The organism is Microseira sp. BLCC-F43, assembly GCF_041929235.1.
In the GTDB taxonomy this organism is placed as follows: Bacteria; Cyanobacteriota; Cyanobacteriia; order Cyanobacteriales; family Aerosakkonemataceae; genus Microseira.
Genome location: NZ_JBHFNP010000117.1, coordinates 1 through 12,283 on the forward strand (window position 1 = coordinate 1; position 12,283 = coordinate 12,283).

Here is a 12,283-nt window from a genome sequence, read left to right on the forward strand (position 1 = left end):
AATATAAACCACATCCCAGAAAATGCCAAAAAGTGCGACATATCCCAATACCCAGAAATAAACTAAACCTGCACCAGAGCCAATATATCCTAGATAAAAAGGCAGCGTTACGAGTCCTCCTACTGTAGCGAGGAGTAACAACCGAGTTTGCCAGCGACCAAACAAAGTAGGTGTCATTATTGCCTCCAATTGAGTTAGTTTTGCGACGGATATAAACTAAATCTTTTTCAGATATTACACTTTTTTATCGGCTGCACAGATACAAAACAATTGTCAAATTCCTTGCGCTGAAAACCCCGATCGCACCCAAATCATATCATGTCCGGTCGATTACCCATAATTAGAAGCCGGGACACGGCATTATTAACGTTATCTGTTTGTCCGATATATCTCTTTAGCCTTAGTCCCTACGCAACAACGGGGTAAGGTTTTTTTATTATTGGCAATTCAACGGACATGATATCAATCCCTGTAGGGACACGGCGTAGATAACCTTTGATTTCTAGCTAAAGATTATAGAATGCCGTGTCCCGCCCTGTAGGGACACGGCGTAGATAACCTTTGATTTCTAGCTAAAGATTATAGAATGCCGTGTCCCGCCCAGTAGGGGCACGGCATAGATAACTTTTGATTTCTCACCAAAGATTATAGAATGCCGTGCCCCGATAGCTTGCACAGAAACCCGGTTTCTTTATTATTAAGGCAATCGATTCATCGCCCATTTTAACCACTGTGACAAAGAACTAATGGGATTTAATCGGTGCAAACCTGGGGCGCGTTTTGCGGCAAGGCTATCAACTGCAACTAGAGCCACATATTGCAAACCTAAAAAACTATCAACCGCTGCATTCGGGCCACCCAAAGTAATCACACCAGCGGCATACATTCGGCCTACTTTCCGACTGGGACGAAACAAAGCGAATCTTTTTTTCGGTGGTTCGGGGGCGGGATTTTGCATATCGACGATTTCAAAATCGTTGCCTACTAGAAAACGCTTCCAAGCGTTGAGGGGAAGGTTATAATGTTCGACCATATCTTTGAGTAGCGGAGTTTCCAGAACGCTGGCATTGAGTCCGGTGGAATCGATAATAAAGTCGGTTTCTAGGCGCGTTTGTCCTTTAAAGTCTTTCGTCTGAATGTAGGTAACAAGACCATTCGGTTCCCGTTCGACTTTTTCGACTTCTCCGAATTCAATTTTGTACCAACCTTCTTTCAATCCTTCATCTATTATCCGCTTCCAATCTTTGCGTTCTGCCGTGGTAGTTCCGCCCCAATCTGTCGTTAGACGGATGCGTTGTTCTGGGTCAGCTTTTTCTAAGATGGCACGCTGTTCGCCCGTCCAACAGCCTTTAGGCCAATTAAACGGTTGAAATTCGTTATGATTGATAACTTGGCGCTGGGACCAACCAAATTTATTGCCTTGGGGTTTGGCAAAGCGCATTAAGTGCAAGATTAAAATATTCGGGTTTTTTTGTCGGGTTTCGTAGAGGCGTTGGAGAATGCGAGAAGAGACGATTCCCCGACCGCGAATTAGAACCGTACCGCCGCATCGTTCTAAATGTTCGTAAATGTGGTCGTGGTATTCGTAGGCATGGACGACGGATTTAAAATCGCCGGTTTTTTGGCGGTAAGCTTGTAAATCTGGTAAAAATTGAATCGCGGGATAGCCGGTGGCGATGTGGACGTAGCGGGCGATAATAATGGCATGGTCGCGTTGGTTTGCTGTAGAACGGGAGTAGGCGATCGCATACCTTCCATCATCGGTTTTCCGAATCGCCCGCACTCGTCCGTAACGATACATTTTCTCCCAATTAATCCGCTTTGCTTCCCGGTCTAATGCGGCAAATACATTTCCCGAACGCGGTGTATAAGTTTGAGCAAATGCCGGTTCTGCAAACACTTGCCACAATAACCCCAAGGCTGTTTTAATCTGCCCTTTGAGCAATTCGCGCCAAGCTTCCCGCAGCGCATAACTAGGCCATCCCCAAATATTATCCGGGCAAGAATCGGAATTAGAACGCAACCGTTCGTGGGGAAAAATTTGGGAATTTCTGCACAATTTTTGGTAATGTCCGTAAGGTTTTTCGTACAATCCCAACGCCACAATTTGACTCGGTTTTGCCCCGTGAATTCTTAACAAATCCACCCAAGCAAAACTACCCAACCCCGCACCCACGGCGACGTAATCTGCTTCATCTACAGGTAACCCCGTTGCGTGCAAATCTTGCAAAGAAACTTGTTGCGCCTCAAATACCGATGGGGGGAAAGATTGAGAGGAAGCGGGGAGGGGAGAGGACGCGAGGGGAGAGGACGCGAGGGGAGAGGACGCGGGGACGCGGGGAGGCGGGGACGCGGAGAGTAAAGAATTCTCCGCGTCTCCGAGTCTCCCCGTCCCCGCGTCCTCTCCAATATTGGGAATTTGGATACTCGCAGCTAATGCAATGCTGATTTGATAGGGGCCAATTTGCAGTATATCGCCGTTAGAAATTGTAATTCGCTTTTGGCGTTGACCGTTGACGAAAATGCCGTTACTGCTGTTTTGGTCAATTATTACCAAACCGCCCCGATCTTCGTCAATTAAAGCGTGGAAGCGAGACACTTCACTGCTGTTTAATACCAACTGGGAAACGCGGCGTTTGTTTGCCTGCGTTGGCATAGTTTTAAAATCCCGTCCCAAAGCAACGGGAACGGAAAGCAAGGGTTCGTGTCGTTCTCCCGTGGCGGGGTCTTCCCATCTGAGGCAAACAATCGAGGGTTTAGGACTCATGTGGTGGCACTCCCTGATTAACCTGATTGGGAGTTATTAAAACACTTGCTGCCGCCGCTAGGGAAGTGCCGCACCAAGGACATCCAATATCGAGTCGTTCGTAGGGGGAAATGCGCTGGCATTTGGGACACTGCAAACCATAGGTTTGGTTCGCCCCATTGGGAACCGCAGGCGGTACGGTGGCATGATTGCGGTGAGGTATTGCGGGAAACTGTCCCTGGTTAGTGCTATGTGCGTGGGGTGAGATTAAAACCGTTGGCGCAACGTTGCTTTCAACAATAGAAACCCCAGTCACTTTGAGTTGCGTTTCTCCCAAATAAATGGTTGTACCCTGGTTTAAAGCTACTTCCGGCACATTGAGTCTCTCACCATCTACCCAAGGCGGATTTGTTTCTCGCAAGTTTCGCAGGTAAAACCGCTGTTGCCAAGCGTTGAAATAAATTTCGATGTGCAGTCCCGATACCGTGGGATGGGATAATACAATATCGCACCGGACCCGATCGCGACCAATGCGAACGGTTCCAGGGTTTTTACTCGCCTGTTGGTCGCTAATTGTTTGGGTTTGTTTTTGTCCTGCTTCTTGCCATTCTAAGGTTAGTTGGTTCATTGTCTTAGGTTTTTAATTGAGTTCATATATTAAGACTACGCAGAAAAACCCGGTTTCTGTTGAAGAGGACGGGTCGAATGGGAGACTGCGATCAAAAACTCCCCGCGTCTGGTGTGTCCCCGCGTCTGGTGTGTCTTCTTGGTCATCTAGCAAGAAACCCGGTTTCTATTCATGATTTTCCCCCAAATTGGCTTGAGCGCAGTCGGAGATGATATCCAGACGAAAGTTCTCGACCAAATCGGTTAAGGTTTTGGCAAGGGTTTCCTCCTGTGCGGGGATTTGAGCGATCAAATTGCTCAGCAGGTTTTCATCCATTGTAATTGCCGCACGATATAGTTTTTCCAGCCAGGTTTTTGGCATGGTGCTGAGGTCATTTTTGCTTAGTCGCAATGGCTGTTCTGATAATTGGGGTAAGCGAGTTGGATGTTCCGGTTCATAAATATATTCCACCCCTAGATGAGCCGCTATTTTTTCAAACAGTATCTCTTCGTGGAAGGGTTTGGGGAGGAAATCATCGCACCCTGCTGCTAAAATATCTGAGCGTTCTTCCGAGAAAGCGTGAGCAGTCAAGGCGATAATCGCGGTATTTTTACCTTCAGGGTTGGCTTTAATTTGTTGAGTTGCTTCATAGCCATCCATTACTGGCATTTGCATATCCATCAAAATCAGATGCGGTTCCCAATCTTGCCAGATAGCGATCGCTTCTAATCCGTTAACCGCCGAACGCACCTTGAAACCTACTTTTTTGAGCAGCTGAACCATCAGTTGGCGATTTTCCGGAACATCTTCCACAACTAGGATGCGATCGCACTCTTGATTCGGTGCTAAACCAATGACTCGTTTGAAATTTGCTTTTGTTTGCACGTCTGTTTCTTGAGGGAGGTGAACTCGGATATCAAACCTAAAAATTGTCCCCTCACCCACCTTGCTGCTAACGTTAATATCTCCCCCCATTAACCGCACAAATTGTCGGCTAATCGGTAAACCCAAACCAGTCCCCTGCATCGAATTGCGACCTGTTTCTGTTTGCACGAATGGTTCAAATAAACTGTTGAGTTCTTCCGCAGCAATTCCCAAACCCGTATCGGCAATTTCAAACTTAATTAATTTGGTCATAGGTGATTCTTTTCCCTCGCCCATGACTCGCAAATTAACGCTCCCTTGCTGTGTAAATTTGATGGCGTTTTCTAATAAATTAATCAGGACTTGACGTAATTTACTATCGTCGCAAATTACATATTGGGGAACCTCTGGCATCCGGTTAAAAATAAATTGCAATCCCTTGCCATTAGCTTTGAGTTGCAGCATCTCGTGGATTAAATCTAATAGTCGATACAAATCAAAGTTGCGTTCGTTAAGCGTTAACTTGCCTGCTTCAATTTTGGACATTTCCAAAACATCGTTAATTAAATCTAGCAAGTGTTCCCCACTGCGATTGATGATTCCTAAATGTTTTAGCTGCTCTGGAGATAAGCTATCTTCCCGCACTAATAATTGGCTAAAGCCAAGGATAGCGTTCAGGGGTGTACGCAATTCGTGGCTCATTTTTGCCAAAAATTGACTTTTGGCACGGTTGGCTATTTCTGCTTGTTCGGCTGCTTCTTGCAATGCTAACTGAGAAAATTCTAACACCGCGAGCATTAGCGCATTCCTCAGTTCCCTTGCAGCATCAATTTCAACTTGTTCCCAAGGTAAAGACTTAAAGCGAACGGTTTCTTTCCACAATTCAAAGGATGTACGCGGCGACAGGCGCAAGCTGCCGTCATTTTCAACTAAAACAGATCTATCGGGATTTCCCCCCCAGTTTACTGTTTGAATCACTTCCGGTCTAAACCAGAGAATGTTGTAAGAAATCTGATTGATAAAGATAGAAACCGCGAGTAAGCCGCTGGCTGAGTCTTTGAATTCTTTGGCTTGGGGATAAACTTGGGCAAGAGAATTGGTAAAAAATACTTCCTTTCGCTGGGAAGTTCTCAGCCAATTCAACAAATCCACAACGGCATTTTTTGGGGGAGTTTGACCAATTAAATTTAGACTATTCCCCAAGTAAACCACCGCTCCTGTGGCATTGACTAACTCGAGTAAACTGCTGCTATTTTGCTCTAATTTCTTAGCGATATTCTGAGAATTTCCATAAATTTCTTGTTGCAATCCTTGGTTAACTTCAAAAACTGTTTTTCGATATGCTTTGGATTCTTCTTCTTGTGCTTGCACAATATAAAGCGACATCATCTGTCCCAACAATTCGCAATATTTGCGGATTTGATAATTAATATTTCTCTGCGAGTAATGATGACAAGCTATTAATCCCCATAATTTTGTTTCGTGATTTAAAGAAATACTCATAGAAGCGGACATTCCCATATTTTTGCAATATTGTACGTGGCAATGAGAAACGCTTCTGAAGATAGAATAACTTAAATCTAAGGGGGCATTTGTCAGCGGGTTATTAGCCGGAATAATTTCAACAGGCTGGTAATTCAGATCGGGGATTAAGCGCAGCCAGTTTTTGTAATAAAGTTTTCTGGCTGGCGGCGGAATGTCGATAGCTGGATAATGTAAATTTAGGTAAGGTTCCAGTTCTTCTTTTTTATCTTCAGCGATTACCACTCCACTGTCATCTGCTTCAAACCGATAGACCATGACTCGGTCATATCCGGTAATGCTTCTGACTTCTTTAGCAATTAATTCGGCTACTTCCTGTAAGCTGGAAGCTTGCTTGATGTTTAAAATCGAGGATTTTACCAAATAGTCAAACCCCCGATCGTAATTTTTTTGTGAAGATAAGGCGGGTTCGAGTTCCAGAATTAATCCACCGTCGTTCCGATGGACAATGCCATCAAAGACTAAAGTATTATCTCGTGTTTTTACTGATAATCTCAGAGGATTTAACATCTCCGGATTCTTTTGCGAAAGGCAATGTTTGAGAATTCTGATTTGATATTGAGAAAATATAACGTTTAACTTTTTGTTAATTAACGATTGAGCGGTAATTCCGAAAAATTGCTCGGTGTTATTACTAACCTGTATAATTTTAAGTTCAGGCTCAAGGAGAACCAAAAGCACTCCGTGAGGCTGAATCGAACCGGGAATATGGATGGCTTCACCGTAACAGTTGCTGAAGTCTACTTCTTGCGAGGAAACACTGGTAAGATCGCTCATTTTTCTCTTGTCCAATTTATAACTAAATTATTGCAGTGGCAGGTGGGGGTAGTTAAACTTAAGCACCCACTGGCTAGATGCCAGAGCCCCAACTTCTTAGAGAAGTCGGGGCTCTGGCATCTGCGATCTACCCTAAGAGGGATAACAAAAATTGATTTTTTTGAGTATAACACAACGGACGCTAAGAATATGTCGGCTTGCGTAGCGATCGCAATATTTTTTTCACTAGGTAACAGGCAATTCATCTAACACCAACACGCGCAATTCTGTCACCCGTCTAAGTATTACATCATTGGTTAGAAATGCTTCGCAGTTTGCTGCTAAGGCAATAGCAATCTGAAAAGCATCAGGTAATTGGAGATTGTATCTAGATCGAATTTGCTCCGCTTGTATTGCTAGGTATTGGCTAGCAATACAAGTAAATCAATGAAATAGCGTTTAAATTCTATTTGCCCCAAGCTGTAGGGACGCACTAAACACTCAGCTAAAGTCACGGGTGAAGCAACACCTATTAGGGTTCCTTCGTTAATCCGCTCGAAAAATGCTCTAGCCAGGTCAAAGTATTGAGGGTTTCTTTCAACAAAGTAAATAACGGGTGCGCTGTCTAAAAACAGCCGACTCACACCTTGTAAGCTATCTGCAATCGTCACTCTTGTTTCTCCGATTCCTTTTGTTGGATTTCAAGTTCTGGAAACTCACCCCGTCTAATGCGGTTCACGTATTCTTGAGCATCCATACCTCCTAGCAGATTGGGGGCGACTCCGGCAAATTCCATGACATTGCGACGGGGTTTGCGTTGAATTTCGTACTTTCTAAGTCTTTGAACTAAGTAAGAAATTAGCTGTAATTGCTCATCGGGTGAAAGCTCATCTGCTAATCTCTTGATTTCGGATAATTATTTAGACATTTTGATTCATTCGACCGTTTGAATTAAAGGCCATTTTCCCCTTTTTGATGCTATTTTATCAGCCCAACGAGTGGTTTCTGGTAAGCGATATTTGGGCGTGCATTGCATCACATAATCAATAGCAGTAGGCAAGCTGATGCGATGTCCGCTGGAAATGTAAATGGGTTTGACTCCGGTGCGAGTCCGCAAAATCGCCCCAATTGTCTCGCTTTGATCTATTAAAGGTTTCCAACTACCCCTTGGGTCGGGTAACGTTTCGTGATTGCCAATTAGTAATGATTTGGCGACTCCAATCGTGGGAAAATCGATCAAAACTCCTAAATGGCAGGCAATACCAAAGCGGCGGGGATGGGCGATGCCTTGACCGTCGCATAAGATTAAATCGGGGGTGAGGGTGAGTTTTTCCAAGGCGTCGATGACGGTGGGAACTTCTCGGAATGAAAGAAATCCGGGGATGTAAGGGAAGGTGGTGGGACGATTGGCGATGGCATATTCCTTCAACTCCAATTGGGGAAAACTTAACACCGCCACCGCCGCCCGCGTCATCGTGCCATTTTCCTCAAATCCTACATCCACCCCAGCCACATGCTGCACCGCCCCCAATTGGTCACAGGTTATCACTTCGCCTGCGAGTTGCTGCTGAATCGGGATTGCTTCTTCAACTGTACTAGGCCATGCATGACGTTGATTTATTTTCATAAAATAGAAACTGGGGAAAAAAATTTTTATACTTGTTTTATTTATACATAGGACTTACGCGCAAGTTCCCGGTTTCTATGAAAAATAGTTGGTTTGGCAACCAGAGATATGCATACCCCTAGCTTCGCGAACGACGGTCGAAACCGGATTTCTGGCCTTGTCCTGCGTAAGTCCTGATACAGATACACTGACATAAACCGCCCTTTCGGGCGAAGTTTTTTTACTGCCAATGGTGCAAAATTTACGATCGGCGACACCCCACATCCCATACCCGACAGATGCACAATAAAGACATCATGAGCGAACAAATTTTAGGGTCACGCTATAAGGTTATCGAAATTTTAGGTGCGGGGGGATTCAGCCAAACTTATGTGGCAGAAGATATGCAGCGCCCCGGTAATCCCCGATGCGTTGTGAAGCAATTTAAACCTGCAAAACCAAATCCGGCGGTTTTGCCCGTGGCGCGGCGACTTTTCCATACTGAGGGGCAAACCCTCGAAAGACTGGGCAAACACGACCAAATTCCCCGATTGTTGGCTTACTTTGAAGAGAATGAAGAATTTTACTTGGTGCAAGAGTTGATTGAAGGGCATTCTTTGTCCTCTGAACTACCGCCTGGTCAAAAACAATCGGAAGCTTATGTTATAAACTTGCTGCAAGATGTGCTGAAAATTCTGGAATTTGTCCACGGGGAAGGGGTAATTCACCGCGATATCAAACCCAGCAATTTGATTCGCCGCGCCTCGGATGGCAAATTAGTTTTGATCGATTTTGGGGCGGTGAAGGATATTGGAAATCAGATAACCGATGAGATGAGTGATGTTCCTACCGAGGCGATGTGCGATCGCACGGCGATGACAGTAGCTATCGGCACTCAAGGTTATATGCCGAGAGAACAATTGGCAGGTCAACCTCACTTTAATAGCGATATTTATGCATTGGGGGCAATCGCAATTAAGGCTTTGACGGGAATCAATCCTGGCGATCTGCCCTACGATAAAAATACTTCTGAAATTATCTGGCGAGAGCGGGCAACTGTCAGCGACGGCTTTGCGGCTATTTTAGATAAAATGGTGCGCTGTTATTTTGCCGATCGCTTTCAGTCGGCGACCGAAGTTTTACAGGCGCTGCAAATGCTTTCTCAAACTGTCGATTCTACTTGGATCGATGCACCACCTGTTGATAGACTGCGCCACCGCCAGCCACATGGAAAATTGTTGTTTGCGGGGGGAACGATCGCTTCTGCTGCGATTGCTTTCTTTTTCTGGACAACCAGCGTACAGCCTCCCGCAAAAATCCCGGAAACCAATATTATTTCTACTCCCGAAACTGATAGCAGTGCTGCTCAAAGGATTAGCTTCGGCGACCGAATTTTAGCGTTTGGATCGGATAATCCCGCCAAACAAGAAGGCGCGGATTTCATGAGAACTGGCGATTACCAGCAAGCAATCAAGGCTTTTGAATCTGTCCGCAGTGCGGATATTACCGACCCAGAAACTTTAATTTATTTGAATAATGCGCGGATTGGTAATGGGAAATATTATGCGATCGCTGCCGCTGTACCCCTGGGAATTACTCCCGATTCTGCCAATGAAATGTTGCGGGGTATTGCCCAAGCGCAAGATGAAATTAATGCGGCTGGCGGGATTAATGGCGTGCCTTTAAAAGTGGCAATTGCCAACGATGATAACCACCCCATAATTGCCAAATCTCTGGCGCAAGAATTAGTTAAAAACCCAGAAATTTTGGGCGTGGTGGGACACGGAATCAGCGATACAACTTTAGCCGCCGGAGCAATTTATCAATCCGGGGAATTAGTTGCCATTGCCCCTGTAAGTTCGGCGATTCAACTGTCGGAATTGGGACGCTATGTGTTTCGGATCATGCCAAGCGATCGCTACGCATCCAGGGCGCTTTCGACTTATATGTCAAATCAGTTAAACAAGCAAAAAGCCGTTGTTTTTTACAACGGAAACAGCGTTTATAGTCAATCGATTAAAAATGAATTTAAAGATGCGCTATTCTATCGAGGTGGCGGTAAAGTCATCGGTGAATTTGATTTATCTCGCCCTGATTTTAATGCCAGAAAAAGCGTTGAAACCGCTATAAAACATGGCGCAGATGCGATTGTATTGCTGCCTTCTAACGACGTTTTAGACCGCGCGCTTCAAGTGGTTTATGTTAACCGTCGCCGCTTAAATATGCTGGCGGGAGATGGTTTTTATCTGACTAAAACTCTGGAAATTGCTGGGGAAGATGCGGAGGGAATGGTGCTAGCAGTTCCTGGCAGTCTTATAGGGGAAAAAGGGGAAAATTTTCGCGCTAAAGCAATGCAACTTTGGGGGAAAAATTCCACAGACCAAACTTTAAATAATGGTAAGAATATAGATAATAATTTATTGCCGTCCGAGCGAGTTAGCGTTAATTGGCGCACCGCACTTACTTACGATGCTACCCAAGCTTTGATTGCTGCGATTCGCAACAATCCGACTCGCAATGGAGTGCAGCGATCGCTTTCCGCATCGAATTTTTCGGTAATAGGATCTACGGGAATTGTGAGTTTTCGTCCTACAGGCGATCGAGAAGCTGCGGTTCAATTAGTTGTGGTGAAACCTACTAAAAATGGCTATCAGTTTAAACCGCTGGAATTTGGTAATTGGTAATTGGTAATTGGTAATTGGTAATGGGTAATGGGTAATTGGTGAAGAGTCGTGTATGTTGATGGTTGTACGGGCGGGTTTGACCAATAATATCATGTCCGTCAAATCACCTTTAATTAGAACTCAGAGCGTCACCGCTCTCCCTTGTCACCGCGTCAGTCGTAACTATGGGTATTCAAGCGGACACGATATAATTGGTAATTGGTGAAGAGTCGTGTATTTTGATGGTTGTACGGGCGGGTTTGACCAATAACTTTTGTTATCAACAGATAACCGAACTAAACCCGCCTCAACCGATGCTTACCAATTACCAATTACCCATTCCCAATTACCCATTACCTAAAGCAGGTAATTTAACCGTAAATCTTGTCCACCCGCTGCTACTTTCTGCTTGAATTGTTCCTTGGAGTTTTTCCACAAGCTGCTGCACAATGGCTAATCCTAACCCAGTGCCGCTTTGCAACTGGGCATTTTTTTGATTCCCTCGATAAAATTTTTCAAAAATATGGGGAAGATCTGTTTCTGTAATTTCAGCTTCATTGGCGATAATAAAAGTAGTTACGGCAGGATTTGTCGGGGAGGAAGCGGGTTGATAAATCACTTGGAATTTGATTTGTCCACCAGAGCATGTATACTTGCAGGCATTGTTGAGTAGTTCTGTTAAAATCCGCTTTAAGCTAGTTGTATCGACTGTGAAATGTGGCAAGTTGGGTGGGATTTTAATTCTGAATATTTGCTGGCGATCGCGCGTGCGAATTTCAAATGGTTCTAGCAGTCCTGTCAACCAGTATTCCAGGTTAATATTTTCATATTCAAGTGTATATTCGACCGATTCTAACTTTCGCCAAGTCAAGAGGTTATTAATTAAATCGTTTCCTTGGTCGCAGACGGTTTCTAATATATTTAGATACTGTTTTTGTTGCTGTGGATTTGGCTCGATAAGTTTTAAAGTTTCGGCAATTAATTTTATATTAGCAAGCGGCGCTCTCAAATCGTGGCTCACAGTCCAAATCAGCTCATCTTTCTGCCGATCGATCTGTTGTAGTTCGTCGATTTTTTGTTCTAGTTGCTTAACCTTGGTTTGTTTGGCGAGTCGGGAAGCGATCGCCTCCAACAATTCTTTTCTCCTAAACGGTTTAGTCAGATAATCATCCGCCCCTAAATTCATCCCTTGACGCAGATCGTCGCGGGTGGTTTTTGCCGTCAAAAATATGAATGGAATTGTTGCCGTTGCCCCATCTTGGCGCAACGCTGTCAGCACCCCGTATCCATCCATATCCGGCATCATAATATCGCAAACAATTAAATCTGGCAATTGTTCTTTTGCCATTTTAATCCCAATTTTGCCGTCTGGTGCAACAATCGCATCAAATCCTCCCGATTCCAGGATTTCTTTAATGTTAATACCGACGGTTGTCTCATCTTCAATGACTAAAATTTTTTGATTCATGGGTCATGGGTCATGGGTGATTGGTAATTGA

General features: G+C 44.6%; 10 protein-coding genes. 2 read left to right on the forward strand and 8 right to left on the reverse strand.

Annotated elements, in window-relative coordinates:
* Positions 1-697 precede the first annotated feature (697 nt).
* The 7 genes from ACE1CM_RS17260 to nfi all read right to left on the reverse strand — a co-directional run bounded on the left by ACE1CM_RS17260 (position 698) and on the right by nfi (position 8,142).
* On the reverse strand, positions 698-2,767 hold the full coding sequence (locus ACE1CM_RS17260) for an FHA domain-containing protein (protein ID WP_374878745.1): 2,070 nt from the start codon (positions 2,765-2,767) through the stop codon (positions 698-700).
* Positions 2,757-3,374, reverse strand: a complete 618-nt coding sequence (locus ACE1CM_RS17265; protein ID WP_374878746.1) for an FHA domain-containing protein — start codon at positions 3,372-3,374, stop codon at positions 2,757-2,759. The genes ACE1CM_RS17260 and ACE1CM_RS17265 overlap by 11 nt, the downstream gene beginning before the upstream one ends.
* 165 nt (positions 3,375-3,539) lie before the next feature.
* Positions 3,540-6,536, reverse strand: coding sequence for a response regulator (locus ACE1CM_RS17270; protein WP_374878747.1), 2,997 nt, complete (start codon positions 6,534-6,536; stop codon positions 3,540-3,542).
* A 225-nt stretch (positions 6,537-6,761) separates the two neighbouring features.
* The gene (locus ACE1CM_RS17275) at positions 6,762-6,950 is read right to left on the reverse strand and encodes a type II toxin-antitoxin system VapC family toxin (RefSeq protein WP_374878784.1); all 189 of its coding nucleotides are present in this window, start codon (positions 6,948-6,950) and stop codon (positions 6,762-6,764) included.
* Positions 6,932-7,186, reverse strand: a complete 255-nt coding sequence (locus tag ACE1CM_RS17280) for a type II toxin-antitoxin system VapC family toxin (RefSeq protein WP_374878748.1) — start codon at positions 7,184-7,186, stop codon at positions 6,932-6,934. Before ACE1CM_RS17280 ends, ACE1CM_RS17275 begins: the two co-directional genes overlap by 19 nt.
* On the reverse strand, positions 7,183-7,311 hold the full coding sequence (locus ACE1CM_RS17285) for a hypothetical protein (protein WP_374878749.1): 129 nt from the start codon (positions 7,309-7,311) through the stop codon (positions 7,183-7,185). Before ACE1CM_RS17285 ends, ACE1CM_RS17280 begins: the two co-directional genes overlap by 4 nt.
* Positions 7,312-7,449: 138 nt before the next feature.
* Entirely contained in the window at positions 7,450-8,142 is a 693-nt protein-coding gene (nfi, locus tag ACE1CM_RS17290; protein WP_374878750.1) for a deoxyribonuclease V, read from the reverse strand.
* Positions 8,143-8,420: 278 nt separating this feature from the next.
* On the opposite strand from nfi, the gene ACE1CM_RS17295 reads away from it, so the two are divergent.
* Together ACE1CM_RS17295 and ACE1CM_RS17300 are read left to right on the forward strand one after the other, a co-directional pair.
* Positions 8,421-10,805 (forward strand): ABC transporter substrate-binding protein, encoded by a 2,385-nt coding sequence (locus ACE1CM_RS17295; RefSeq protein WP_374878751.1) that lies wholly within the window; start codon positions 8,421-8,423, stop codon positions 10,803-10,805.
* A gap of 52 nt (positions 10,806-10,857) precedes the next feature.
* Positions 10,858-11,010: a hypothetical protein gene (locus ACE1CM_RS17300; protein WP_374878752.1), complete on the forward strand. Its 153-nt coding sequence runs from the start codon at positions 10,858-10,860 to the stop codon at positions 11,008-11,010.
* A 120-nt stretch (positions 11,011-11,130) separates the two neighbouring features.
* On the opposite strand, the gene ACE1CM_RS17305 is transcribed toward ACE1CM_RS17300, so the two are convergent.
* On the reverse strand, positions 11,131-12,252 hold the full coding sequence (locus ACE1CM_RS17305; RefSeq protein ID WP_374878753.1) for a response regulator: 1,122 nt from the start codon (positions 12,250-12,252) through the stop codon (positions 11,131-11,133).
* Between the last annotated feature and the right edge of the window lie 31 nt (positions 12,253-12,283).